The following is a 23,270-nucleotide window of genomic DNA, read 5'->3' on the forward strand; positions in this document are numbered from 1 at the left end:
GCCAGTCGACAACCCTACTAGACGGGGGTGAAGGGGCCCGACCCTTGCACCTCCGAAGGGAGGGGGCAGAGGTGACCCGACCGCTCACCGCCTCACTTTCGCGGACGCACCACGAGCCACGCGATCACGGCCCCGACGATTCCGACGACGAGGCCGAACGAGATCCCGAACCCGACCCCCACCGAGGGCACGAGCAGGCCGACGATCGGTCCCGCGATCATGCCGACGACGACTCCGATGATGACGTAGCGGGCCAGACCCGCGTCTCGCGATGCGCGCTCACTCATGCGCCGAAGCTACCGACGGTCCTCGCCGTGCGGCAGTGCTTGACGCGCCGCGCCGTCCTGTGGGTGGGCGCCCTCTCGCCGGTCGTCGTCTAGATCCAGCCCCGCTCGCGCGCGTGGATCGTCGCCTGCTGCCGGCTGGCCAGCCCGAGCTTGCCCAGTACCGACGAGACGTGGTTGCGCACCGTCCCCGCCGACAGGTGCAGGGATGCCGCGATCTCGGCGATCGTCTCACCGCGGGCGCCCGCCCGCAGCACGTCGAGCTCGCGGTCGGTGAGGGGGCTGCGTTCGTCGCTCAGGGCGTCGGCGGCGATCTCGGGGTCGACGTAGCGTCGCCCCGCCGCGACCTCGCGGATCACCGCGGCCACGTCATCCGCGGGACGGGATTTGGGCAGGAACCCGTCGACGCCCGCGCCGAGCGCCCGCCGCAGCACGCCGGGACGGGCGTGCCGCGTGACGATCACGCAGCGCGAGGGCACGCGCCGCAGAATGCGCGCGGCCGTGTCGACGCCATCGAGTCCCGGCATCTCGAGGTCGAGAAGGCACACGTCGGGCCGCAGCCGGTCGGCTTCGGCGATCGCGCTCTCGCCGTCGCGGCACTCCGCGACCACGTCGAGGTCGGGCTCGAGGCGCAGCAGGGCGGCGAGCGCCGTGCGGATCATGTCCTCGTCGTCGGCGATGAGCACGCGGATCACGCCATCACCCCCTCGGGCACCCGGACGGTGACCCTGAATCGATCGCCGGAGTGCCCGGCATCCACTGTTCCTCGCACCCGACCGACGCGGTCGGCGATACCGTCCAGACCGCTGCCGCCCGTGCCACGCACCTCGCGCACGTCGTTGTCGATGGTGAAGACCCATTCGCCGTCGTGGTGCATCAGAGCGAGGGATGCCGAGACCCCACCGCCGTGCTTCAGCACGTTCGTCGTGCACTCGCGGATCACCGGGCCGAGCACGTCGGCCGGAGCGTCGGCGGCATCGGGGGCGACCGACAACTCGACGCGCAGCCCTGCGGCGCGCAGCAGGTCGGCGGCGTTGGCGAGTTCGTCGGGCAGCGGCACACCCCGGAAGCGCGTGGCGAGCTCGCGGGTGCCGCGGCGGGCTTCGTCGACGCTGGTGCGTGCGAGGCGCACCTGTTCGACGGCGGCCGCGGGGTCGCGGGCGAGCATCTTCTCGGCGAGTTCGAGCTGCAGCGCGATCACCTGCAGGTGGTGGCCCTGAAGATCGTGCAGGTCGCTGGCGAGACGCAGGCGCTCCTGGGCGGCGGCGAGACGCCCCTCGGCGCGGCGAGCGCGGTCGAGTTCGCGCACGATGTCCCACCACCACAGCGACGTCGCCGTGAGCGGGGGCAACATCGCGAGGAACAGGCCCACGCCGAAGGCATCGGCGACGTATCCGGCGGGGTTGAGCCGGGTGACCTCGATCACCCACGCCGCGACGATGACGACGATCAGCAGCACCACGAGACGCATCCGGATGCCGACACGCCAGCGCACCAGACACAGTGTCTGCGCTCCGAGGACGACGGCGAGCAGCAGCGACCCGGCCGCCGCTCCCGTGACACCGCCGAATGCGATGCCGGCGATGACCAGCGGCCAGACGGGCCGGTGGCCCGAGACGTCGCCGATGTCGAGCGGTTCGCGGCGGTAGCGCGCCATCAGCAGCAGCGAGACGGCGACCGACCCGAGGCCGCCGACGACGAAGAGCACGATGGCGGGCGTCGACGCTCTCAGCACCATGAGCAGGGTCCAGATGAACAGCCCGAACACCTGGAACCCGGCGATGGAGGCGGCGGTGTACCACCACGTGACCCGCACGTCGCGGGCGAACGTCGACGCGGGCGGGGGCGCGGGGAGGGGGCTCGTCACACCGGCCACAGTACGTCCATGACATTCGTCACGGGTGGAGCGCCCGGCGCCCCACCCGCCCTTCGATCAGCGTTTCGGTGTCCGACGGCTGCTGTGGCGGTTGATCGCGTAGAAGATCGGTGTGAGGACGACGAGGATGCCGAGAGCGCCGGCCAAAATGTAGGTCGTGTCGTGCTGGAAGATCAGTTCGACGATCACGTATCCGAGCGCCGCGGCGAGCGCGCTGTAGAAAGCCTTGAGCCACTGACGCGGTGCGGACGGGGCGGCGGGGTTGTCGGTCATGGTGCACTCTCCTTGGGGTTTGTCCGAACGTATCGAGAATTCCGCCGCCGCCCCAACGCCCGCGCTCCCGCCGCGCCGCCGGGCGCATGACATTCGTCACGGGTCGATCGGCGCATCCTCCCGCCCGGCCATGACACCGCGACACTGCCGCGGAGACGCCGCTCCCGATGGGATGGAATCACCGCGGAACACGCCGCGGACTCATCCCCCAGGAGTCCTCATGTCGAACCCCGTCTCGGATCTCATCCTCGGCTTCCAGGGCCTCGTCGCCGACGTGCCCGACCTCGTGCAGCCGCTGATCGTCGCCCTCGCCGGTGCCGTGCCGTTCATCGAAGGAGAGGGTGCCGCCGCGATCGGCATCGTCGGTGGCATCCACCCGGCCGTCGCGGCCATCGCCGGCGCGATCGGCAACCTTATCTGCGTCGCCGTCGTCGTGTTCGCGACCTCGCGCGTGCGTACGGCCGTCACCACCCGTCGCGGAGCCGTCGAGAAGCCCCTGACCGCGCGCCGCCAGAAGTTCGAGAAGGCCTACCACCGCTACGGGACCCCCGGCGTGAGCCTGCTCGGCCCCCTGCTGCTGCCCACGCAGTTCACCGCCGCCGCCCTCACCTCGACCGGCGTCTCGCCCCTGCGCGTGCTCGCCTGGCAGGCCGCGGCGATCGTGCTGTGGACCACGGTCATCACGCTGATCCTCACGGGCGTTCTGCGGGCGGTCGCGTGACGGAGGCTCCGGATGCCACTCCCCCGGCGCCCTGGACGCGGCAGGGCGGCCGCGGGCCCGCAGCTCGAGTGCACATGCACACGTCCACATAGCGTTTCCATAGCTCTTCTTGGCTCCGCGTAGGCCTGGATTAGGGCGCGAGAAGGGCGCGGCACCTTTCCTGGTGCCATGGACCCCGCAGCCCCCACCCCCGACACCGCCCCCGACGGTGCACCGACCTCGGCCTCTCGCCGCGGCCGGGCGACGCCGTCCGACGGACCCCGCCGCCCGAAGCGGCCCGTCGCCCGCCGCGCCTTCCTCGCCGGCGGTTTGGCCGTCGCGCTCACCGTCGGCGGCTCCGCAGCGTGGGCCGCGAATCGCTTCCTCATCCCCCACGTCGAGATCACCGACGTCGCCGCGTACGAAGCCGCGCACGCCACGGCATCCGCCACGGCATCTGCCACCGCCGAGCCCACGGCCACCGCAGCGACCGAGACGAGCCTGACCGACACCAGCTTCAGCGACGGCTCCACCTCGGTCACCGTCTCGACGGTGACCACCGACACCCTCACCTATTACGTCGCCGACGTCGTGCTCGGAGACGCCACCGACCTGCGGTCCGCCTTCGCCAACAACCAGTTCGGCGAGAACATCACGCAGACCACCAGCGAGATCGCCGCCGCCAACGACGCGGTCTTCGCCATCAACGGCGACTACTACGGCTTCCGCTCCACGGGCATCGAGATCCGCAACGGCGTCGTCTACCGCGACGAGGGCGCTCGTCAGGGACTCGCCTTCTACACCGACGGCCACGTCGAGGTGTACGACGAGACGCAGACCACGGCGGCTGAGCTGCTGGCATCCGGGGTCTGGAACACGCTCAGCTTCGGTCCCGCGATCGTCGAGAACGGCGAGGTCGTCGACGGCATCGACAGCGTCGAGGTCGACACGAACGTCGGCAACCACTCGATCCAGGGCGACCAGCCGCGCACCGCCGTCGGCGTGATCGACGACAACCACCTCGTCTTCGTCGTGGTCGACGGCCGTCAAGAGGGCTACAGCGAGGGCGTGACGCTGCCCGGGCTCGCCGACATCCTGCTCTCGCTCGGCGCGACGACCGCCTACAACCTCGACGGCGGCGGCTCGTCGACGATGTACTTCAACGGGCAGGTGATCAACTCGCCCTCGAACGGCGGCGAGCGCGGCACCAGCGACATCCTCTACGTGGCGGGCTGAGCGGTGTTCGTGCTCATCCCCGCCTTCGAGCCCGGTCCGCGGATGCCGGCCCTCGTCGCCGATCTGCTCCGCACCGACCCCGACCTCGACGTGCTCGTCGTCGACGACGGCAGCGGTCCCGCGTTCGCGTCGGTGTTCGACGCCGCCCGCGAGGCCGGCGCCCACGTCCTCACGCACTCGGCCAACCGCGGCAAGGGCGCGGCGCTGAAGACGGGCTTCGCCCACATCGCCGCACACGATCCGGATGCCGACGTGGTCACCGCCGACGCCGACGGGCAGCACACGCCCGCCGACGTCTGCCGCGTGGCCGACGCTCTGCGCACCGACGCGGCCGAGGGCCGCAGCGCTCTCGTACTGGGGGTCCGCGGCTTCGACGGCGCCGTGCCGCTGCGCAGCCGCCTGGGCAATGCGGCCTCGCGCGGGCTGTTCCGCCTCGCCACCGGGCGGCGGGTGACCGACACGCAGACCGGGCTCCGCGGCATCCCCGCCGATCGCCTGGGCTGGGCCCTCGGCATCCCGGGCGACGGGTTCGAGTACGAACAGCGGATGCTGTTGCGCCTCGGCCCCGACCAGGTCTCCGCGCACGAGGTGCCCGTCGACACCGTGTACCTCGACCGCAACTCGTCGAGTCACTTCCGTCCGGTGCGCGACTCGCTGCGCGTGCTGCTGCCGGTGCTGCTGTTCGCGTCGTCGTCTCTCGCGGCGTTCGTCGTCGACACCGTCGCGTTGCTCGTCCTGCAGGCGCTGACCGGATGGCTCGTGCCCTCGATCATCGCGGCGCGGGTGCTGTCGGCCACCGCGAACTTCGTCGTCAACCGCCGTGTGGTCTTCCGCGCGCGGGGCGGATCGATGCTTCCGCAGGCCCTGCGCTACGGCGTGCTCGCCCTCGCGCTGCTCGCCTCGAACATCGCCTGGATGTCCTTCCTCACCGACAACGGCCTGGCCCTGCTGCCCGCGAAGGTCGTGACCGAGGGCGTGCTGTTCGTCCTCAGCTACGGCGTGCAGCGCTCGCTCGTCTTCCCCCGAACGGATGCCGAGACCCCGGCGCGCGTGCCCATCTCACGCCCCGGGCCGCCCGGCGCGACAGCCCGCGAGCCCGACGCCCGCGACACGGCATCCGGATCCCCCGACACCTCTCCCCTCATCCCCGCAAGGAGCACCTCATGACCACCACCGCCCTGATCCTGGCCGCGACCGACCTCGTCGCCGCCGTCCTGCTGAGCGCCATCTACTTCCAGCGCCACCGCCGACGAGACCTCGTCGTCGCCTTCCTCGGCGTCAACGTGGGCGTGCTCGCCGTCGCGACCGTCCTCGGCACCGCCGAAGTCGCTCTGGGCCTCGGTCTCGGACTGTTCGGGGTGCTGTCGATCATCCGGCTGCGCTCGAGCGAGATCACTCAGCGCGAGGTGGCGTACTACTTCGCGGCTCTGGCGATCGGCCTGATCTGCGGCCTGCCGCCCGTCGACCTCTCCATTCCCCTTCTGCTGGTCGGGCTCATCGTGGCCGTGCTCGCCGTCGCCGATCACCCGCGGCTGCTGTCGCGGGCCCGTCACCAGACCGTGCACCTCGATCGCGCCATCGCCGACGAGACCGAGCTGCGGGCCGAGCTCGGGCGCCTGCTCGGCGGCGAGGTGACCGGCGTCACCGTGCAGCAGCTCGACCTGGTCGACGACACGACGCTGGTCGATGTGCGGTACCGGGTCCTGGCCGCGCCCGCTGCACGCGATGTCGCTCGCGAAGCCCTCGACGCCACCCCCGGCCGACGCCGAACCGCCGACGCGAGCTTCGCCGACCTGATCGGCGGCACCCGGTGACCGCCCGCGACCGCGCGGCGACCGCCATCGCAGCCCTCCCCGCGATCGGGCTCGACGCTCTCACGACCGACGCCGCCCTGCTCACCCGCGTCGACCGCAAGTACGTCGTGCCGATGGACGCCGCGGCATCCCTGCTCGAGAACCTGCAGCGCTCCGACGATGCTCCGGCCGCCCTCGAGATCGCCGGCGAGCGCGAGCTCGCCTACCGCTCGGTGTACTTCGACACCCCCGACCTGCTGAGCTTCCGCCTCGCCGCTCACGGGCGCCGCCGCCGGTTCAAGCTGCGCACCCGCACCTACGTCGACACCGGGGCCGCCTACCTCGAGATGAAGACCCGCGGAGCGCGCGGTCTCACCCGCAAAGACAGGGATGCCTACGACCTCGACGCGGCCGACCGGCTCACCACCGAAGCGCGCGACGACGTCGCCGAGGCCCTCGGCGCGATCGGCGTCGAGCCGGGTCGCGCCGACGACCTCGACGCGCGGCTGCAGACGCTCTATCGACGCACGACGCTGCTGCTCGCGGGCGACGTGCCCTCCCGCGCCACGATCGACCTCGACCTGCGGTGGATCGACGCCGACGGCGCAGGCTTCACCCTCCCCCGCTACGCGATCGTCGAGACCAAATCGCCCGGGCAGGCGGGCGCCCTCGACCGCGCGCTCTGGCGAGCCGGGCACCGCCCGCAGCGCATCAGCAAGTACGCCACCGGCATGGCAGCCCTGCGCGCAGACCTCCCCCGCAACCGCTGGACCCGCGTGCTCGCGGGCCCCTTCGCCTCATCCCAGAACACCCGAAAGGACGCATCATGCGCCGCCTGATCCCCCTCGCCCTTCCCCTCGCCCTCGCGGGCCTCGTGCTCGCCGGGTGCGCCGTCACCGCTCAGCCGGTCGCGACATCGGCGCCGGCCACCACGGCATCCAGCGTCGAGTCGAGCGTGCAGACCACCTCCGACATCGACTCCACCATCCCCGCGGCCGCCGCCGAACTGCTCGCGGCCAACGCCGACGGCACCGTCGTGAGAGACGACGAGTGGAGCATCGCGGATGCCGAGACCATCACGCTCGCGGGCTCCACCGCGTCGAGCGACTCGGCGGGAGTCCGCATCGACGGCTCGACCGTCACCATCACCGCCGCCGGCGTCTACACGCTGACCGGAACGCTCGACGGGAACGTGGTCGTCGCCGTCCCCGACGACGCGCAGGTGGTCCTCGTGCTCGACGACGCGACCATCGAGAGCACCTCGGGCGCGGCCATCCAGGTCGTGACCGCCGACGACGTGGCGATCAACCTCGCGGCGGGCTCCACCAACACGGTCACCGCGGCGAGCTCCGCCGACGCCGACGCGAGCGCCGCCATCTACGCCGACAGCGACCTCACCGTCTCGGGCTCGGGGGCCCTCACCGTCACCGACACGGGCAACGACGGCATCTCGTCCACCGACGACCTCGCGATCATCGGCGGCACGATCACGGTGACCGCCGCCGACGATGCCCTGCGCGGCAAGGACTCGCTCGCCGTGAAAGACGGCACGCTCACCCTCACCGCCGGGGGCGACGCCCTCAAGAGCGACCAGACGGATGACGCCACCCAGGGCTACGTCTGGATCGCCGGCGGCACGATCGACGCCACCGCGACCGACGACGGCATCGATGCGTGGACCGACGCGCTGATCACCGGCGGCACCGTGTCGATCGCGGCCGAGGACGATGGCATCCATTCCGAGATCGCTCTGGCGATCTCGGGCGGAGACGTCACCATCAGCCAGTCGTACGAGGGCATCGAGTCGGGCGACATCCGCATCGCCGGCGGCATCACCTCGGTCATCTCGTCGGATGACGGTGTGAACGCCTCGGGCGGCACCACGACGAGCTCGAGCGGTGGGATGGGCGGCGGCATGCAGGACACCGGCGAGACCCTCACCATCTCGGGCGGCACCCTGGTGGTCGACGCTCAAGGCGACGGCCTCGACTCCAACGGCAGCATCACCATGACCGGCGGAGACGTCACCGTCCACGGGCCCACCCAGCAGGGCAACGGCGCGCTCGACTCGAACGGCGGCATCGACGTCTCGGGCGGCACGCTCGCCGCTCTCGGCAGCACCGGAATGGCCGAATCGCCCGACGAGTCGTCGGCACAGGGGTGGCTCGCGGCGACGGCCTCGGGCAGCGCGGGCTCAACGGTGCAGATCACGGATGCCAGTGGCACGGTCATCGCGCAGTACACGGCCGAGAAGACCTTCGGATCGGTCGTGTTCACGTCGTCGGCGATCACCGACGGGCAGTCGTACACGGTGACCGTCGACGGGGTCGCGACCTCGGTCACAGCCGGCGTCGCGGCGGCCGGCGGGATGGGAGGTGGGGGCATGGGTGGCGGACGCCCCTGAGCGTCGAGAGTGCGGGGGCCGCGGGCCGGGGTTGCTCCCCTCGGGTCGCGGCGTTCGCGCGAGTGCCAGCGCGAGCGGCAGAGCTTCTGCGGATGCCGATCCACCGGGCACGAGAGAGGGAGGATGGGGCGCGGGCCCAAGGGATCCGCGCCCCACCCCTGTCGTCAGAGCGAGCCCTGCAGCTGCTCCATCTGCGCGATCTCGGCCATCTGCGCCTCGACGATGGTCTTCGCGAGCGCGATGGCGGCGGCGTTCGAGCCGTTGTCGATCTCGGCCTGGGCCATGTCCACGGCGCCGCGGTGATGCTGAATCATCTGCGAGAGGAACAGCTGCTCAGCCTCGGCGCCCGAGGCGTTCGCGAGCATCTGCATATCGTCTTCGCTCATCATGCCGTCGCCGTGCTGCATGGCATCCCCGTCCGAAGAATCAGCTCCCCAGTCCTCGAGCCACTGCTGCATCCTGTCGATCTCGGGTTGCTGAGCGGCCTTGATCCCCTGGGCCAGCTCGGTGACGCGCTCGTCGATATCGCCCTTCGCCAGCAGAACGTCGGACATCTCGATCGCCTGCGCATGGTGGGGGATCATCATGCTCGCGAACATCACATCGGCGTCGGTGGCGCTGGTCGTCGCCGGCGGGGCGGAGCTGCCGCCGCCGTGATCCATGCCGGGCATGGTCTCTTGAGCGCCGCCGGTGCAACCGGTCACGAGCAGCAGGGCGGCGAGGGTGAATGCGGCGGTCGCCGCGGATCGGTTCTTCATAGTGGAGTTCTCCAGGGTCGTCGATGACGCCCGACGGTCGTCGAGCTGGGTGCGTTGCCCGCGCGAAGCGGGCCGACGCGTCATCACGTGCGACGTATGCAGAGAACGGTGAGAGAGGGCGGCGGCAACGCGTGCGCGACCACCGACCATCGGGCGAGTGCCGCCGCGAGCAGCCGCGCCCGCGCGCCCGGGAGGCGGAGCCCGACCCCGGCGATGAAGACGATGACCGCACCGAGAAGGGCCAGCACGCATGCCATCCAGGCCTTCGAGTGGTCGACGGACGAGGCTGCTGCGTCGGTCGCGGACGCGGTCATCGCGTCGTGGGGGCGCTCGTCTTCGGACGGCGATGCCATGACCGCAGTGCTGTGCCCGGTCGCCGCGCCGTGGCCGGCCGGGGTCGAGGTGGCGTGGAACGCGTGCATCGCGAGAAGTCCGGCGACGATGGCGACCGTCAGAAGGATGACGTGGGCGAGCGCGCGAGGACCGCGGGCGTACTCAGCGACACCGACGAGCGACATGCTCACCCCCTTCGAGAACAGCAGACTACCGAGGACGTGCGACACGCGACTCTCAGACCTGCGGTGAGGGCGCGCCTTGTCGCTGAGCGAGGCACCCCACCCACGGATGCCGTGAAGCACGCGTGCGGACGTACCTAGACTTTCGTCGTGTTGACCGTCACGGATGGTGGGCGCAACGTCGCGCTCGGGTGTCGACCAGGGAGGCGTTCGCGCCCACTGCCGAGTCGATCCACGCACGACTCCCGCTGCCCGTTCGCAGCTGACGAGAAAGAGGGACAGTCCGAGTGACAATCGAACCCGGCATTTACGAACACTTCAAAGGCCAGCGGTACGAGGTGTTCGGAACGGCGAGGCATTCCGAGACCGAGGAGCTCTTCGTCTCGTACCGCAAGCTCTACGACGACTACTCGTTCTGGGTCCGCCCGGTGGAGATGTTCACCGAGACCGTCGACCGCGACGGCTACTCGGGACCCCGGTTCCGCCGCGTCGCCTAGGGCTCGGTCGCTCCGCCGGCCCGATCCCTAGGGCCGGCGAGTGCGGTCGCCGATGCGCCGCGATTGCTCATTTGAACGCCGCGTCGTACACGGCGGTCAGCCCCGCATCGGCGACTCCGCTCACACCGCACGTGATGATGACGCCATCGGTGCTCGCGCTGATCAGATAGGTCTCACCCTCGACGAACACGATCGGTTCGCCGTCGATACCTGCCCCAACGCCCTGGGCGACGGTCACCGTGTCACCGACCTCGCCGTCGAACCGCTCGTCGACGGAGAGCGTGACGGTGCCGTCTGCGATGCTCCGCACGTGGGCGCGAAACGACGTACCTGCGGCCGCGACCGCCTCGGGGGTCACCTGGGCGCACATCGCCGCCGGCCCACCCGCACCCGGCTGCGTCAAAGCGGTCGCAGCGACCGAGGTGCCGACGATCGCAGGAACGGCGAGTGCCACGGCCGCGATCGCCGCCGCACCCGCGCCGATGGCGCCGAGAAGAAGTCCTGGCCGGTTGACACGGCTTCGGGGCGAGGCGTTCTGGGGGTTCATGGTGTCCTCCGCGAGTCGACTGATCTGGTCGCTCCGCAAAGGCGGGAGCGACGAAGCAGGGTCGCCCGCTCGGAGCAGTCGGCGCAGTGCGTCGTGGTGTGCGTCGTTCACGGTTCGTCCCCTTCTCTTGTCTCGATATGTCCGGAGCCTGGGTGGGTCTTACGCCATTCGCCCTCGAAGCGCCGTCGCGCGCGGTGCAGCCTCACCGTCGCGGCATTGACCGTGGTGCCGAGGACGATCGCGATCTCCCGCGGAGCGAGCTCGTCCCACGCCCACAGCCGCAGCACCTCTGCATCCGCTGTCCGCAGGCCCGCGAGGGTGACGCGCACCTCTTCGTCGACGGGTCCGCTGTGCTCGGCGACGAACGCGGCGGGCGGGTCGAGGACGGTGATCTTGGCGACCAATCTGTCGCGACGCCGCTGGGCGCGGTTCGCGTTCGCGAGTTGCAGCCGAGCCACACCGATCGCCCAGGCGACGGCCTCGGCATCGGCGGGCATGCGCTCATGACGTCGCCACAGCACGATGAGGGTTTCTGCGAGCACATCCTCCGCGGTGGCGGGGTCAGCGCGTCGCCACAGGTAGCGGCGTACGGGGTCGGCCACGAGCCGCACCGTCTCCTCGAAACGCGCGCGGGCGGATGGGGATGACACATCTTCCACGCTTACCCATGTTCGCCATCGACGCGACTCTTACACGCGGTGCGAAATGAGTGGCTTGCCCCGCAGGGACGCTTTCCGCGCTTCGCGTCGACAGACGTGCTCGATACACGCGGGAGAGCGACGACGTGAAACTGTCTTCGGACTTCGTCGCGCAACACGCGCGCCGGATGACGCCCGACACCGTCGCCCTCGCGCTCATCGCGGTGAGCATTGCGACGGGCACCGTCGTCTTCACCATGAACTGATCAACCTCCTCCGAGCCCTGTCGAAGATCGCGGCCCCCGGCGTAGCATCGCCGGTACGTCGGAGTCCCTCCGCGGCCTCCGGTCCCTCCGAACCGACGAGAACACGGGAGATCCAGATGGACACGATGGCAATGATGAAGTCGATGGACATGGGCGAGATGACCATGAACATGGATGCCATGCAGGAGTGCATGCAGTCACTGAACGCGTGCGCGATGGCCGCGGCGATGTGCGCCGGCAGCGACATGATGCACGGCCCCGAGATGGCCACGTGCTGCGCGATGTGCTCGAACATGGTCGAGATGGCGCAGGCGACGATGCACATGATGATGCGCCCGGCGGGGATGAACATGGACGTGATGAGCGCCATGATGACCGCCTGCATGACCATGGGCAAGGCCTGCGCCGCAGAGTGCCGCGCGCACGCCGATATGGACGAGATGTGCCGCTACTGCGCGATGGCCTGCGACGACATGGTGATGAAGTGCGAAGCGATGATGGCCTCGATGTCTGTCTGATCCACTTCGGGATCGAAGAACGTCGCCAGGAGCCCGGACGTCAACAGGAAGAAGACCGCAAGAACGGCGAGGACGAGAACGGCGACCAGGACAACGGGAGAACCCTCTCGCTCGCCCTGAGTCATGCGTCTGCTTCCCCTGCGGGGCTAAGCCAAGCGCGCGGTCGTGAGGATCGCCGACGCGCTGAGCAGTTCCGCGACCGGATGGTAGGCCACCGGCTCCCCCGCCGCGATGGCGACAGCCGGGCCGACGACCCGCAGGTCAACCGTTGCGCCATTGAGCAGCGCGACCGTCGCCGTCGTGCCATCGGCGTCGATCACGAGTCCGTCCCACCACGCTGACGGGTTCGAGGCCGCCATGCAGCGCTGGATCGGGTGGACTGTCGACGAGATCGTGCGGGACATGGCTTCACCTGCCTTCGGAGGGGTTGGTGAGATGAAGCTACGGGATGCCGTGGGGGTGGGCGATCTGCGGCGTAGTAAGGCGTAACGACGCGGACTCGCTCGACATCGATGCACCGCGCGTTCGGAGCCTTCGGCGCCCCAGAGACGGGGAAGCGGAGCAGACCAGTCAAACTGATAGTCAACGATATGTCAGCTTGGCAGAGCATGAGCTGCGCAGCGGCTCGTGTGGCTACGGGGATGGTAGAGCTGGAAGGGTGCGTGGCACCCATGCTGGCCGGGCGGCCTCAAAATGGGCAATCTCGTTCTCAAGTGGGTGCCGACGCCACGCCGCACCCACAACCTTTCGGGCGCGTGATCGGACGCCCCCCTCGCAGCGCTTAGACGTGCGATGAAACAATCCTTAGACCGCACCCCGCCGACATCGCTGGATACTGAAGCGGACTCGGATGTGTCCGCTCTGCCATGCTGATCGTCATGAGTGACGTGACCGAGGTGCGGTGCTACATCGAGGAGTACCGGAATCCGCAGGGCCAGCGTGCTGGTCGTCTTCGGGAGAAAGGAAGCGGCCGAAAGGTCGATCTAGGGTCCGCTCCCGAGACCGAGACGCAGAAGTTCCTCCTCTTCCTTAGCGCCGCGGCCGCTAATCGATCCGTCATGCCCGACGTGTTCTCCCGCGACCGTGACGATGACGCCATTGCAGTGTCTGGGGAGGTTGATTTCGACGCACCGGACGAGCTCCGGTTCGTCTTCAACGACAGACTGTCCTACGTCTTCGTATAGCCGAGGGGAAAAGAACCGGGGAGGGCCCGTCGTGGCGCCCTCCCCAATGGCGCGTCAGGCCGCGACGTCCCACTCTGCCCGGTATGCCGCGGACGCCGCGCGAAGGAATGCGATGCGATCGGGTGACAGAGCGTCCGTCACGTCGATGATGGCGAGCTTGCCTTCGCGCACGAGGGCGATTGCGGGGGTAGCGGACGGGTTCGCCTGTCGCGCAGCGAGGGCGACAGCAGTTTCCATGATTGACATCTCCGCCTTTACGAGAGCGCCGGGGGAGAAGTGCAGGTAGGTGATGAGGTGGCTGCCGTCCGCGAGGCGCAGCTCGACGTGTGTGCGGATGCTGACGAGTTCGTACCCATCGGCATCGCGCACGACCGTGCTGCGCTGACGGCGGATACCGTCGCGGGCAGGGTGAGCGGCGAGGATCTTCTTCAGACCGTGCACGGCCTGGTTGTAGCTCGGCTGCTTCGCCGGCACCGCGGCATGCACGGCATCGTCGAGGGTGCTCCCGCGTGAGCCCCGGCTGATGTGCAGCAGCAGCGCGGTGATGAGCTTCTCGTAGTAGTGCGCGAAGACCCGCCCATCGGAGGGAGCTTCGACCTGCTGACGGTCAGCGGCGACGTGAGTCTTGCGCCCAGCGGCCTTGTCTGCCACGAAAGTACGCAGATGGTTGAACGACGGAATGTGATCTGCAGAAGGCATAGTGCCCCCTTCTCGCCCAGGCGGGGCGATGTGCAGAGACGAATCACCGATGAAGGGTCAGGGGACGAAGGGGCTGACACTTCCGTGTCAGCCCCTTCGGCTGTTATCCCTTGCCGAGAGTCGAGCCGGCCTTCGACTTGGCCGGCTTGCTCGACGAGTTGGACGCGAGCGTCTTCCCCGCCTTGCTCAGCGTGGCCTTCGAGGGCTTGGACGACCGCGACGATCCCTTCGCCATAGTGGTTCCTCTCTGACTGGAGTGGAGCAGATCACCCGGTCAAGACCACCTGGCCTCGGTCGCGTAGAGGCTATTGAGCCTCTAGAGTCGAGAAGTCCGTCCAAAGACACCCCGGCCCCGATCTGCTATGTGCTCGAGAAGTTCTTCTCGGCCAGAGCCGATCGGGGCTTCTTCGTGCACCACCATTCTAGAGAGGGTCTCCGACATCACCCACGAGCCAGGATCGCTCGTGGGGATAAATTGCGGACGCGTTGAGGGTTCTAGGGGTTATACGCCCTTTTTGGGCGCCCTGGGGCACTCCAGGACTGTTTAAACGGCACTCGCGGCGCGGAGACGTCCCTCGTTATCCACAGGCTCACCCTCGCCCTACGATGCTGGAATGAGCAAACGACGTGGGGGGATGGTCTGGACCGTTATATCAGCGGCTGTCCCCGTCGTCGGCAGCTTTGTGGGAGCACAACTCATCGCATGGGCGCTCAGGGATACGACGGGCATTCACGGTTTGCTCTGGGCGGGTGGCCTGGCGTGCGTTGCCGCAGCAGTCGGAGTGACCATCGCGGTGAAGGTCATCGAGCACCGCCGCGGAACCTCCATCGAAAAAGCCAAGCGCAACCAGCTCGTGAAGCTCCGCGACGAACTAATGCCTTTTGCCTCAACCGCCGCCGACATGGCACGACAGCCACACAGCGTTCGGGCGGCATACCTCAAGAACGCCGCCCAGGCAGCAGCGACGGCGCTGAGATCGATCGTGGGTGACCGTGGTGCGGCAAGGCCCCGCGCTGTCGTCTACCTCCTGAACGCTGACAACAACCCAGTAAGCATGGATTCCATCGCACACGGCGGCCGAGGCGAACGCCCTGGCCCCTTCATCGCGGGTACAGCGCGCGGCGACGCCGCGCTCTCGTTCATCGACAAGAAAGCCGTTGCCTTCTACCCAGACCTACCTAAGAAACGACCCTCAGGTTACGACGGAACCATGTCGGGATACGACACCTTCATAGCGGCACCCATCTGGACGGATACGGGGGTCTACGGGATGGTCACGCTCGACGCGCCCAAGGCGCACTCATTCGATGACGGCGACGTCGCCCTCGTTGAGCTGATCGCGGAGATGATGTCAATCCCGTTCGAGGTTGGGCAGGACGGCGACGTGAGAACAAGCATCTGACAACCCTCCCAGCCGATGTCGCACCCCGCCCCTACACTGATGCACATGGCGAAGCAGCAGGGATGGCGGGTCGTCAAGACATCAGGTGGATACGGGGTGCTCAAAAGCAGCGCCGGGACCAAGATCACGAAGTCCACCGTCGTACGCCCCACGACCGCCACCAAGAAGACTCAAGGTACTAACAAGCTCGGGCGCTAGCCCTTTCGCGTTGCGGAGGAACCGGAGTCCGTCACCCCGCTACGGACAGGGCGCGGCTAATAAGGTTGCCTCACGTATGTGATTGAGGTGCATCGATACTGGCAGCCCAAACTACGAGACGCACGTCTCGGAAATCTGACCGGCAGCCAGACAGTTACCGCGGCGGGTTAGCCCCGAGCCACGCCGCCGCACGTTCGAACGGATCGGGCAACGACTTCCACAGCACCTGCTCGTCGTATAGAGCCTGGCTTTCGCCGTAGGACGGACGGCTAGCCGGGCACTCACTCCACAGCCACCCACCCCCGAAGGGACCGAGGCCAAACGGCGCCTCGCCGAACCCGGCCGCCATCGCAAGGTGCCTCTGTTGGTGCTCCGCCTCGCCGCGCGCATACACGAGGCCAACGACGTTACGACGCTCCGCGTCCTCTCCGGCCCATGCCACCTGGCGACCACCCGAGACGCCCTGAAACAGCCACAGCGCGTACAGCGCTGATCCAGCCGAATTGACGCGACTGAGTATTGAAGCTTCGTCGTCACCGACGATCGATGCTGCAAGCTCGTCCACCGCCAGTCGAAAACGCGCGTGAGCGACGTCTATTGGGGAAACCGCAGGTTCGGGGCTCATGCGAGAACGATAGAGAGAACCCGTCTCCGCACGCCACAGTTTCTGTATCCGCGGGTGGACACTCGCTGACGCCCTGGCGACCGGTTAGAAACGGCGCGCGCATGAAGGTCACCTCTCGCGCCAGAGCTCTTCCTGCCGGTCGATCTCCTCAATGAAGGGCTCGACCTGCTCTTCGAACTGCGCGAGGACAGACTCAATTCGAGCGAACGATCTGAGCCCGTCGTGGGCGTGGGCGGCCTCCGCGATTCGGTGCGCACTCGACTGCCAGTCTTCCAGGGTGGCTTCCGTCACCTGCAGTTTTCGTGTCCAGAAATCTGCTGGAAGGGGGTCAGCTGCGGAATCCGGACCGAACTGGATGATTCGCAGCACGGTCGAGCGTCGAGGCGGGCGTTCGAAGAAGTCCGTGATGGTTTCGAGGCGACGGTCGAGGACGGACAGTCGGCCGTTTAGATGTTGTGAGAGCGCGCGGGTAACGGCGGCATGGTCGAGGCTCAGATCCTGACGCAGCCGCGCGGCGATCAGCGTTCGCAGCTCCATGGTGTCGTAGGCGAATCCGGAGCGGCTTTTGGCGGGGTCGAGATCGCCGAGGATCGCGGCGATGACCGGCCCGGGTGTTCCGAGCTGATGCGCGGGGTGTCGCTCATCTGCGAGTAGCTCACAGCAGAGAAAGAAGTAGATGAGCACAGCAGAGTGGATGATGTCCGCACGTATGTCTTCGCGATGATAGGCACCGTTTCGGAAGCGGTGGAGGATCTTCAAGCAGTCGGCGACCTCCGGTGCAAGCTCTGTTCGGCCGCGCTCGGCGACGAAGTCGACCAGCGCATCGAACTCACGCTCGATCTTCTTTCGCCGACGCGCCGACACATTCCCCAGACGAATGGTCGCTTGCAGAGACTCGCTCAACCCGCCGAGTCCGGCTTCATCGAGTCGGCCGCCCATCTCGGCGTACTGATCCGCGAGTAGCAACGCTGACCTGGCCGTTCGGAGGAGCGAGAGTTCAGCCGCGTTGTCGAGAAGCAGGAGGGCGAGTCGGCTGTACGAAGGATCGCCATGTGCGGCGAATCGCTTCGCTTCGACCAACTGCACTGTGCTTCGCTCAAGCGCAGCGAACGTTGACATGGTGGCTCCTCCGACAGCAACATTTCTCGCGCACAACTGTTCCTCATGACCGTGCCCAGCGTGCTCGGGCTAGCGACGGTTGCGCTAGCGGCCTCCTCGGTATATCCCGTTGCCATCGCGACACGGGCGGCGGCTGTTGGTGCTGAGATTTGCAGGTGGGCGACGCTCTGCGAGCCCGATGAGATCGGAGCAATGTCCGCGGCGCTAGCTCCGCATCCGGCGTTCTGGCTCCGCTCACATAAAGCCTTTATAGCGCATGTGCACATGCTGATAATGGATCGTATGTCAGGCGCACAGCCGTGATGCAATCTGGAATCACCCACCCGACCTGACCCCGCCCATGTAACGCCCACGTAAACTCCCCCTCTCCCACCCCCTCCGCCCGGGTGAGACAACCGTTACCTCCCCGCCCCCAGCGGCGCGGTCCCGGGAAACCCCTCCTCCCTACGCTGACGGCACGCCCCACCCATGCGGGGCGCTGCACCTCCCCGCATCGTCCACCGGAGGACCCCGTGACCGTCACCGACCCGCGCCCCGAAGCGGCCACCGCGCCGCCCGCAACGCTCGAGGCAGCAGCACAAGAACTCACTCACCGCCCCGGCCGCTGGATCGACAACTGGAACCCCGAGAACCCCGAGCAGTGGAACAGCGTCGGCAAGGCCATCGCATCCCGCAACCTGCGGTGGTCGATCTTCGCCGAGTTCCTGGGCTTCGTGGTCTGGCAGCTGTGGTCGGTCGTGGTCGTCTCTCTCCCGGCGGCGGGCTTCCAGCTGTCGACGGGTGAGATCTTCTGGCTCATCTCGATGCCGAGCCTGGTGGGCGCGACGCTGCGCATCCCCTACACGTTCATGGTTCCGCGCTTCGGCGGTCGCAACTGGACGATCGTCTCGGCCGCCCTGCTGCTCATCCCCAGCATCGGCCTCGCCATCGCGGTGTCGAACCCCGCAACTCCGTTCGGCGTGCTTCTGCTCATCGCCGCCCTCGCCGGCTTCGGCGGCGGCAACTTCGCCAGCTCGATGTCGAACATCACGTTCTTCTACCCGGCCGCGCAGAAGGGGTACGCGCTCGGACTCAACGCCGCGGGCGGCAACCTCGGCGCCTCGGTCGCGCAGTTCGTCGTGCCGATCGTCATCACCATCGGCGCCGCGGCCACCCTCAACCTCCCCCTCGCGGGCCTCATCTGGGTGCCGCTCATCCTCGTGGCGATGGTCGGTGCGTACTTCCGCATGGACAACCTCAGCGCTGCCAAGGCCGACGTCGCGGCATCCCTCGCCGCCCTGAAAGAACCGCACCTGTGGATCCTCGCGACCCTCTACATCGGCACCTTCGGCTCGTTCATCGGCTTCACGGGTGTCTTCCCGAAGCTCCTCGCCGACACCTTCCCCGACTTCAAAGGCATCGCGATCGGCACGGCCACCGTCACCCTCGCCTTCCTGGGCGCCCTGGTCGGCTCTCTCGCCCGCCCCTACGGCGGCAAGCTCGCCGACCGGTTCGGCGGAACCGTCATCACGATCGGCGCCTTCACGGTGATGGGTCTCGGCATCCTGAGTGTGATCCTCACCCTGCCGATGCAGAACTTCGCCGTGTTCCTGCTCTGCTTCCTGGTGCTGTTCGCCGCCGCCGGCATGGGCAACGGCTCGACGTACCGCATGATCCCGACGATCTTCGCCCTGCGCTCGAACAACGGCATCGGCGCTCAGCGCAAGGCCGCGGCGGCCCTCGGCCTCATCTCGGCGATCGGCGCGTACGGCGGCTTCTTCATCCCGCAGCTGCTCGGCTTCTCGAAGACGACGTTCGGCTCGTACACCCCGGCCCTCGGCTGGTTCGTCGGCGCCTACGTGGTCTTCCTCGCCCTCACCGCCGGCGTCTACCTGCGCATGTCGAAGCGCTCCGGCGTGCGGATCTGACAGCCCATGAGCTCCGCCGACACCCACTGCCCCTACTGCGCGCTGCAATGCGCCATGACCGTGCGCCACGACGGCACCACCACGGTCACCGGCCGCGACTTCCCCACCAACCGGGGAGGACTCTGCGCCAAGGGCTGGACGTCGGCGGAGCTCCTGGCATCCCCGCACAGACTCCGGATGCCACTGACCCGACGCTCCGACGGCACCCTCGCCGAGACCACCTGGCACGAGGCTCTGGATGCCGTCGCGGCGGCGTTCCGCAAGACGAAAGCGAACCACGGCGCCGACGCCAACGCCATCTTCGGCGGCGGCGGACTCACCAACGAGAAGGCGTACCAGCTGGGCAAGTTCGCCCGCGTCGCCCTCGGCACCTCGCGCATCGACTACAACGGTCGCTTCTGCATGTCGTCGGCGGCCGCCGCCGCCAATCGAGCGTTCGGCATGGACCGCGGCCTTCCGTTCCCGGTGACCGACCTCGACGACGCCGAGACGATCCTGCTGCTCGGCTCGAACGTCGCCGCGACCATGCCGCCGTTCCTCGCGCACCTCGCCGGTGCCCGCGCAGCGGGCGGCCTGATCGTCGTCGACCCGCGCCGCTCGGCGACCGCGCGCCTCACCGAAGAGGGCGCCGGCACCCACCTGCAGGCAGCCCCCGGCACCGACCTGCCCCTCCTCCTCGGTCTCACGCACATCGCCCTCGCCGAGGGCCTCGCCGACCGGGCATACATAGAGGAGCGCACGTCGGGGTTCGACACGGTCCGACGCAGCGTCGCGCAGTGGTGGCCGGAGCGGACTTCTGCGACGACCGGCGTCCCGGTTGCCGACCTGAGAGCGACCGCCCGCCGCCTCGCCGCGGGACGCGCGTACATCCTCACCGGACGCGGCGTCGAACAGCACGTCGACGGCACCGCCACCGCGACCGCCGCGATCAACCTCGCCCTCGTGCTCGGCCTCGTCGGCCGCGAGGGCTCGGGCTACGGCACCCTCACCGGCCAGGGCAACGGCCAGGGCGGACGCGAGCACGGCCAGAAGGCCGACCAACTGCCCGGCTACCGTTCCATCCGCGACCCCGAAGCCCGCCGGCACGTCGCCGGGGTCTGGGGCGTCGATCCCGACACGCTTCCGGATGCCGGCATCCCTGCCACCGCGCTGCTCGCAGAGCTCGGCGGTCCGGTGAAGACGCTGCTGGTCGCGGGCTCCAACGTCGTCGTCTCCGCGCCCGACGTCGAGGCCGTGCGCGCGAACCTCACCGCCCTCGACACCCTCATCGTGTGCGACTTCTTCCTCTCCGAGACCGCGGAGCTGGCCGACATCGTGCTGCCCGTGCTGCAGTGGGCCGAAGAGGAGGGCACGATGACCTCTCTCGAGGGCCGGGTCATCCGCCGCCGACAGGCGCTACCCGGGCCGGACGGTGCCCGCAGCGAGCTGTGGATCATGTCCGAGATCGCGCGGCGCCTGGGCGCGGCATCCACCTGGTCCACCGATCCGGCCGAGGTCTTCGACGAACTCGCCCGCGCCTCGGAGGGCGGTATCGCCGACTACTCGGGCCTCTCGCACGCGCTGCTCGACACCGGCGTCGAGGCGTACTGGCCGTACCGCGACCGCAGCACTCCCCGTCCGTTCACGCAGCGCTTCGCCCACGCCGACGGGCGCGCAAAGCTCGTGCCGGTGTCCGCCACTCCCCCGGCGCCCACCGACCGCGGAGGCGAGCTGACCCTCGTCACCGGCCGCTACCTGCAGCAATACCAGTCGGGCACGCAGACCCGCCGCGTCGCCGAGCTGCACGGCGCCCGCCCCGAGGCACGGCTCGAGATCCATCCGGCGACGGCTTCCCGCCTCGGCATCCGCGAGAATGCGCTCGTCGCCGTATCGAACGAGCGCGGCACCGTGCGGGCGCGGGCGACGGTCACCACCGACATCCGCCACGACACGGTCTTCCTACCATTCCACTACGCGGGAGACGAGTGCGCCAACCGCCTCACCGAGGCCATCGTCGACCCGACCTCGGCCATGCCCGAGTTCAAACGCACGCGGGTGCGGGTGGCTCCGGATGCCGCTGCCCCCGGCGCCCCCACCACGACCGGTGCCGCGACGGCCGACGCGCGAGCCGCAGCGCCCCACGTCGTCGAGCGCCCCGGCGTTCTAGTGGCGGGCCATGCGGATCACCGCCCCCAGGAGGAGATGCATGTCTGAGCGCGTGGTGCTGGTGGGCTACGGTCCCGTCGGGGCGCGACTGGTCGACGGGCTGCTACCCGCCGTGCGCGCGGGGCGCATCGACCTCACCGTCGTCGGGGCCGAGACCCACGACGTGTACAACCGCGTGCTGCTCGCCGAGTACGCCGTGGGCCGCGCCGACCGCGCGGGCCTCGACATGGACGACCGCCGCGTCGCCGAAGACGCGGGCGTGCGCTTCGCGCTCGGCGCGACGGTGGTCGGCATCGACCGTGATCGGCGGGTGGTGCGCCTGCACGATGGCATCCGGATCGACTACGACCGACTCGTGCTCGCCACCGGTGCCCGCGCCAACGTCCCGACACTGGCCGGCCTGGAGCGGGCTCGGCGCGACCGGTCGGCCCGACCCGGGGCGCCCGACGACCTCGACCGGGGCGGGGCGCCGCTCCCCCGCGGCGTCGTCGCGCTGCGCGATCTCGCCGACGCCGAACTCGTGCGCGCGGCCGTCTCGGCCGGGCAGCGCATCGTCGTGCTGGGCGCCGGCGTGCTGGGGATGGAACTCGCCCTGGCCGCCGCCGAAGCGGGCGCCGAGGTCATCGTCGCGTACCACTCGGCCGCGCCCATGAACCGCACGCTCGACGAGAACGGCGGGCGCGTGCTGGCCGCCGCCGCGCACGCGGCCGGCGTCGAGATGGTGCACCACGCCCGTGCCGAGAGCATCGTGCAGCGCTACGACGACCACGGCCACGCCTGGTTCGATGGCCTGGCCTGCGCCGACGGCAAGGTGCTCGCCGGCGATCTGCTCGTGCTGTCGTGCGGGGTCGGGGCGCGGACCGAGTTGGCATCGCTCAGCGGCCTCGCCACCTCGGCGGGCGTGCTCGTCGACGGCTCGTCGCGCTCGTGGACCGACCCGGCCGTGTACGCGATCGGCGACTGCGCACACGTCGCCGATCCCGCCGCCGCCGACACCGACGGCCGGGTGCCGGGCGGGCCGACCGGACTCATCGGACCGGGCTGGCACCAGGCCGACCGCCTCGCGGCGCTGCTGTCATCGGGCGTCTCGTCGCCCGTGGTCGCCGAGCGTCCGGGGGTCGTCATGCTCAAGGCCGAGGGCATCGATGTCGTCGCCGGCGGCGAGGTCGACGCCGACCCCTTCGCGCCCGTGCATGCGTCCGGATGCCATGGCCCCCAGGTCACCCTCTGGGCCGACCCCGCGCGCGGGGCCTACGTGAAGCTCGCCACCGTCGAGGGCGTGCTCACCGGGTTCGTCGCGGTCGGGATGCCGCGCACCGGCGCCGAGCTCACGTTGCTGTTCGAGCGGGGCTCGGAGCTGCCCGCCGACCGCTCCTCCCTGCTGCGGCTCGATGCGCCCGACGTCGGCATGGCCGTCGTCGCCGACCCCTTCGCGGCCGACGCGACCGTCTGCTGGTGCAACGGAGTGAGCGCGGGAGCCATCCGCGACGCCGTTTCGGCCGGGGAGCCGACGGTGGCGTGCGTGAAGGCCTCGACCCGCGCCGGCACCGGCTGCGGCGGCTGCGTCGGTCGGATCACCGAGCTGATCGCGCGCGAGGCGGTGCCGGCGTAGTGCGCCCGCCGCCCCGGCATCCCGCCACTCCACGCCCTCTCGCGCACGAAGAGATCGCCCGGAGCGCCCGCGA

Annotated in this window: 27 protein-coding genes; 14 read left to right on the forward strand and 13 right to left on the reverse strand. The window is 69.2% G+C overall.

Annotated elements, in window-relative coordinates:
* Positions 1 to 92: 92 nt before the first annotated feature.
* The 4 genes from IFU40_RS11390 to IFU40_RS11405 all read right to left on the reverse strand — a co-directional run bounded on the left by IFU40_RS11390 (position 93) and on the right by IFU40_RS11405 (position 2,433).
* A complete protein-coding gene (locus tag IFU40_RS11390) occupies positions 93 to 287 on the reverse strand; it encodes a hypothetical protein (RefSeq protein ID WP_055834174.1) in 195 nt (64 codons plus the stop codon).
* A gap of 89 nt (positions 288 to 376) precedes the next feature.
* Positions 377 to 979, reverse strand: coding sequence for a response regulator transcription factor (locus IFU40_RS11395; protein ID WP_055936389.1), 603 nt, complete (start codon positions 977 to 979; stop codon positions 377 to 379).
* Positions 976 to 2,151: a histidine kinase gene (locus IFU40_RS17210; protein ID WP_191926380.1), complete on the reverse strand. Its 1,176-nt coding sequence runs from the start codon at positions 2,149 to 2,151 to the stop codon at positions 976 to 978. Before IFU40_RS17210 ends, IFU40_RS11395 begins: the two co-directional genes overlap by 4 nt.
* A gap of 66 nt (positions 2,152 to 2,217) precedes the next feature.
* Complete coding sequence (locus IFU40_RS11405) at positions 2,218 to 2,433, reverse strand: hypothetical protein (protein ID WP_191926381.1); 216 nt, start codon at positions 2,431 to 2,433, stop codon at positions 2,218 to 2,220.
* 220 nt (positions 2,434 to 2,653) lie between these two features.
* Here IFU40_RS11405 and IFU40_RS11410 point away from each other — a divergent pair, with 220 nt between their 5' ends.
* From IFU40_RS11410 to IFU40_RS11435, 6 genes are all read left to right on the forward strand, one after another.
* Positions 2,654 to 3,154 carry a hypothetical protein gene (locus IFU40_RS11410; protein ID WP_055834165.1) on the forward strand — a complete coding sequence of 167 codons (501 nt, stop codon included), beginning with the start codon at positions 2,654 to 2,656 and terminating at the stop codon, positions 3,152 to 3,154.
* 168 nt (positions 3,155 to 3,322) lie between these two features.
* Positions 3,323 to 4,369, forward strand: coding sequence for a phosphodiester glycosidase family protein (locus IFU40_RS11415; RefSeq protein WP_191926382.1), 1,047 nt, complete (start codon positions 3,323 to 3,325; stop codon positions 4,367 to 4,369).
* A 9-nt stretch (positions 4,370 to 4,378) separates the two neighbouring features.
* Positions 4,379 to 5,536, forward strand: a complete 1,158-nt coding sequence (locus tag IFU40_RS11420) for a bifunctional glycosyltransferase family 2/GtrA family protein (protein ID WP_342343515.1) — start codon at positions 4,379 to 4,381, stop codon at positions 5,534 to 5,536.
* Positions 5,533 to 6,183, forward strand: a complete 651-nt coding sequence (locus IFU40_RS11425) for a DUF4956 domain-containing protein (RefSeq protein ID WP_191926383.1) — start codon at positions 5,533 to 5,535, stop codon at positions 6,181 to 6,183. Before IFU40_RS11420 ends, IFU40_RS11425 begins: the two co-directional genes overlap by 4 nt.
* Positions 6,180 to 7,001 (forward strand): polyphosphate polymerase domain-containing protein, encoded by an 822-nt coding sequence (locus IFU40_RS11430; RefSeq protein WP_342343516.1) that lies wholly within the window; start codon positions 6,180 to 6,182, stop codon positions 6,999 to 7,001. The genes IFU40_RS11425 and IFU40_RS11430 overlap by 4 nt, the downstream gene beginning before the upstream one ends.
* Positions 6,989 to 8,566, forward strand: a complete 1,578-nt coding sequence (locus tag IFU40_RS11435; protein ID WP_194717002.1) for a carbohydrate-binding domain-containing protein — start codon at positions 6,989 to 6,991, stop codon at positions 8,564 to 8,566. Before IFU40_RS11430 ends, IFU40_RS11435 begins: the two co-directional genes overlap by 13 nt.
* A 164-nt stretch (positions 8,567 to 8,730) precedes the next feature.
* On the opposite strand, the gene IFU40_RS11440 is transcribed toward IFU40_RS11435, so the two are convergent.
* Together IFU40_RS11440 and IFU40_RS11445 are read right to left on the reverse strand one after the other, a co-directional pair.
* On the reverse strand, positions 8,731 to 9,324 hold the full coding sequence (locus IFU40_RS11440) for a DUF305 domain-containing protein (RefSeq protein ID WP_191926384.1): 594 nt from the start codon (positions 9,322 to 9,324) through the stop codon (positions 8,731 to 8,733).
* 83 nt (positions 9,325 to 9,407) lie between these two features.
* Positions 9,408 to 9,887: a DUF6153 family protein gene (locus tag IFU40_RS11445; RefSeq protein WP_191926385.1), complete on the reverse strand. Its 480-nt coding sequence runs from the start codon at positions 9,885 to 9,887 to the stop codon at positions 9,408 to 9,410.
* A 239-nt stretch (positions 9,888 to 10,126) separates the two neighbouring features.
* Here IFU40_RS11445 and IFU40_RS16840 point away from each other — a divergent pair, with 239 nt between their 5' ends.
* Positions 10,127 to 10,336, forward strand: coding sequence for a DUF1653 domain-containing protein (locus IFU40_RS16840; protein ID WP_191926386.1), 210 nt, complete (start codon positions 10,127 to 10,129; stop codon positions 10,334 to 10,336).
* A gap of 67 nt (positions 10,337 to 10,403) precedes the next feature.
* Here the strand turns inward: IFU40_RS16840 and IFU40_RS11455 are convergent, their stop codons facing one another.
* Both IFU40_RS11455 and IFU40_RS17215 read right to left on the reverse strand, forming a co-directional pair.
* Positions 10,404 to 10,883 (reverse strand): hypothetical protein, encoded by a 480-nt coding sequence (locus IFU40_RS11455; protein ID WP_191926387.1) that lies wholly within the window; start codon positions 10,881 to 10,883, stop codon positions 10,404 to 10,406.
* 107 nt (positions 10,884 to 10,990) lie between these two features.
* The gene (locus tag IFU40_RS17215) at positions 10,991 to 11,533 is read right to left on the reverse strand and encodes a sigma factor-like helix-turn-helix DNA-binding protein (protein ID WP_191915826.1); all 543 of its coding nucleotides are present in this window, start codon (positions 11,531 to 11,533) and stop codon (positions 10,991 to 10,993) included.
* Between the two features lie 370 nt (positions 11,534 to 11,903).
* Here IFU40_RS17215 and IFU40_RS11465 point away from each other — a divergent pair, with 370 nt between their 5' ends.
* On the forward strand, positions 11,904 to 12,305 hold the full coding sequence (locus IFU40_RS11465; RefSeq protein ID WP_244630664.1) for an aldehyde dehydrogenase: 402 nt from the start codon (positions 11,904 to 11,906) through the stop codon (positions 12,303 to 12,305).
* A 146-nt stretch (positions 12,306 to 12,451) separates the two neighbouring features.
* Here the strand turns inward: IFU40_RS11465 and IFU40_RS11470 are convergent, their stop codons facing one another.
* Positions 12,452 to 12,709 carry a nuclease gene (locus IFU40_RS11470; protein WP_191926388.1) on the reverse strand — a complete coding sequence of 86 codons (258 nt, stop codon included), beginning with the start codon at positions 12,707 to 12,709 and terminating at the stop codon, positions 12,452 to 12,454.
* A 474-nt stretch (positions 12,710 to 13,183) separates the two neighbouring features.
* Between IFU40_RS11470 and IFU40_RS11475 the strand changes: the two genes are divergently transcribed.
* Positions 13,184 to 13,489 (forward strand): hypothetical protein, encoded by a 306-nt coding sequence (locus IFU40_RS11475; protein ID WP_191926389.1) that lies wholly within the window; start codon positions 13,184 to 13,186, stop codon positions 13,487 to 13,489.
* Positions 13,490 to 13,543: 54 nt separating this feature from the next.
* Here IFU40_RS11475 and IFU40_RS11480 read toward each other — a convergent pair whose 3' ends face one another.
* Together IFU40_RS11480 and IFU40_RS17075 are read right to left on the reverse strand one after the other, a co-directional pair.
* Complete coding sequence (locus IFU40_RS11480) at positions 13,544 to 14,188, reverse strand: hypothetical protein (RefSeq protein ID WP_191926390.1); 645 nt, start codon at positions 14,186 to 14,188, stop codon at positions 13,544 to 13,546.
* 103 nt (positions 14,189 to 14,291) lie between these two features.
* Positions 14,292 to 14,423, reverse strand: coding sequence for a hypothetical protein (locus IFU40_RS17075; protein WP_274605352.1), 132 nt, complete (start codon positions 14,421 to 14,423; stop codon positions 14,292 to 14,294).
* Between the two features lie 379 nt (positions 14,424 to 14,802).
* On the opposite strand from IFU40_RS17075, the gene IFU40_RS11485 reads away from it, so the two are divergent.
* Positions 14,803 to 15,591 (forward strand): GAF domain-containing protein, encoded by a 789-nt coding sequence (locus tag IFU40_RS11485; RefSeq protein WP_191926391.1) that lies wholly within the window; start codon positions 14,803 to 14,805, stop codon positions 15,589 to 15,591.
* Between the two features lie 45 nt (positions 15,592 to 15,636).
* A complete protein-coding gene (locus tag IFU40_RS11490; protein ID WP_191926392.1) occupies positions 15,637 to 15,789 on the forward strand; it encodes a hypothetical protein in 153 nt (50 codons plus the stop codon).
* A 154-nt stretch (positions 15,790 to 15,943) separates the two neighbouring features.
* On the opposite strand, the gene IFU40_RS11495 is transcribed toward IFU40_RS11490, so the two are convergent.
* Both IFU40_RS11495 and IFU40_RS11500 read right to left on the reverse strand, forming a co-directional pair.
* Positions 15,944 to 16,414, reverse strand: coding sequence for a hypothetical protein (locus tag IFU40_RS11495; RefSeq protein ID WP_191926393.1), 471 nt, complete (start codon positions 16,412 to 16,414; stop codon positions 15,944 to 15,946).
* A gap of 108 nt (positions 16,415 to 16,522) precedes the next feature.
* Positions 16,523 to 17,533 carry a hypothetical protein gene (locus tag IFU40_RS11500; RefSeq protein ID WP_191926394.1) on the reverse strand — a complete coding sequence of 337 codons (1,011 nt, stop codon included), beginning with the start codon at positions 17,531 to 17,533 and terminating at the stop codon, positions 16,523 to 16,525.
* Between the two features lie 512 nt (positions 17,534 to 18,045).
* On the opposite strand from IFU40_RS11500, the gene IFU40_RS11505 reads away from it, so the two are divergent.
* The 3 genes from IFU40_RS11505 to IFU40_RS11515 are packed head-to-tail and all read left to right on the forward strand — an operon-like array spanning position 18,046 to position 23,197.
* The gene (locus IFU40_RS11505) at positions 18,046 to 19,440 is read left to right on the forward strand and encodes an MFS transporter (protein ID WP_191926395.1); all 1,395 of its coding nucleotides are present in this window, start codon (positions 18,046 to 18,048) and stop codon (positions 19,438 to 19,440) included.
* Between the two features lie 6 nt (positions 19,441 to 19,446).
* Entirely contained in the window at positions 19,447 to 21,633 is a 2,187-nt protein-coding gene (locus IFU40_RS11510; RefSeq protein ID WP_249404167.1) for a molybdopterin oxidoreductase family protein, read from the forward strand.
* Positions 21,626 to 23,197 (forward strand): FAD-dependent oxidoreductase, encoded by a 1,572-nt coding sequence (locus IFU40_RS11515; protein ID WP_191926396.1) that lies wholly within the window; start codon positions 21,626 to 21,628, stop codon positions 23,195 to 23,197. The genes IFU40_RS11510 and IFU40_RS11515 overlap by 8 nt, the downstream gene beginning before the upstream one ends.
* Positions 23,198 to 23,270: the final 73 nt, after the last annotated feature.

Source organism: Microbacterium sp. CFBP 13617, from assembly GCF_014839445.1.
In the GTDB taxonomy this organism is placed as follows: domain Bacteria; phylum Actinomycetota; class Actinomycetes; order Actinomycetales; family Microbacteriaceae; genus Microbacterium.

What these genes read in the sequence shown, in the direction of transcription:
- IFU40_RS11390 (WP_055834174.1), bottom strand. Translation starts at nt 287, where the DNA reads ATGAGTGAGCGCGCATCGCGAGACGCGGGTCTGGCCCGCTACGTCATC.
- IFU40_RS11405 (WP_191926381.1), bottom strand. Translation starts at nt 2,433, where the DNA reads ATGACCGACAACCCCGCCGCCCCGTCCGCACCGCGTCAGTGGCTCAAG.
- IFU40_RS11410 (WP_055834165.1), top strand. Translation starts at nt 2,654, where the DNA reads ATGTCGAACCCCGTCTCGGATCTCATCCTCGGCTTCCAGGGCCTCGTC.
- IFU40_RS11415 (WP_191926382.1), top strand. Translation starts at nt 3,323, where the DNA reads ATGGACCCCGCAGCCCCCACCCCCGACACCGCCCCCGACGGTGCACCG.
- IFU40_RS11425 (WP_191926383.1), top strand. Translation starts at nt 5,533, where the DNA reads ATGACCACCACCGCCCTGATCCTGGCCGCGACCGACCTCGTCGCCGCC.
- IFU40_RS11435 (WP_194717002.1), top strand. Translation starts at nt 6,989, where the DNA reads ATGCGCCGCCTGATCCCCCTCGCCCTTCCCCTCGCCCTCGCGGGCCTC.
- IFU40_RS11440 (WP_191926384.1), bottom strand. Translation starts at nt 9,324, where the DNA reads ATGAAGAACCGATCCGCGGCGACCGCCGCATTCACCCTCGCCGCCCTG.
- IFU40_RS11455 (WP_191926387.1), bottom strand. Translation starts at nt 10,883, where the DNA reads ATGAACCCCCAGAACGCCTCGCCCCGAAGCCGTGTCAACCGGCCAGGA.
- IFU40_RS11465 (WP_244630664.1), top strand. Translation starts at nt 11,904, where the DNA reads ATGGACACGATGGCAATGATGAAGTCGATGGACATGGGCGAGATGACC.
- IFU40_RS11470 (WP_191926388.1), bottom strand. Translation starts at nt 12,709, where the DNA reads ATGTCCCGCACGATCTCGTCGACAGTCCACCCGATCCAGCGCTGCATG.
- IFU40_RS11475 (WP_191926389.1), top strand. Translation starts at nt 13,184, where the DNA reads ATGAGTGACGTGACCGAGGTGCGGTGCTACATCGAGGAGTACCGGAAT.
- IFU40_RS11480 (WP_191926390.1), bottom strand. Translation starts at nt 14,188, where the DNA reads ATGCCTTCTGCAGATCACATTCCGTCGTTCAACCATCTGCGTACTTTC.
- IFU40_RS17075 (WP_274605352.1), bottom strand. Translation starts at nt 14,423, where the DNA reads ATGGCGAAGGGATCGTCGCGGTCGTCCAAGCCCTCGAAGGCCACGCTG.
- IFU40_RS11485 (WP_191926391.1), top strand. Translation starts at nt 14,803, where the DNA reads ATGAGCAAACGACGTGGGGGGATGGTCTGGACCGTTATATCAGCGGCT.
- IFU40_RS11490 (WP_191926392.1), top strand. Translation starts at nt 15,637, where the DNA reads ATGGCGAAGCAGCAGGGATGGCGGGTCGTCAAGACATCAGGTGGATAC.
- IFU40_RS11495 (WP_191926393.1), bottom strand. Translation starts at nt 16,414, where the DNA reads ATGAGCCCCGAACCTGCGGTTTCCCCAATAGACGTCGCTCACGCGCGT.
- IFU40_RS11500 (WP_191926394.1), bottom strand. Translation starts at nt 17,533, where the DNA reads ATGTCAACGTTCGCTGCGCTTGAGCGAAGCACAGTGCAGTTGGTCGAA.
- IFU40_RS11510 (WP_249404167.1), top strand. Translation starts at nt 19,447, where the DNA reads ATGAGCTCCGCCGACACCCACTGCCCCTACTGCGCGCTGCAATGCGCC.
- IFU40_RS11515 (WP_191926396.1), top strand. Translation starts at nt 21,626, where the DNA reads ATGTCTGAGCGCGTGGTGCTGGTGGGCTACGGTCCCGTCGGGGCGCGA.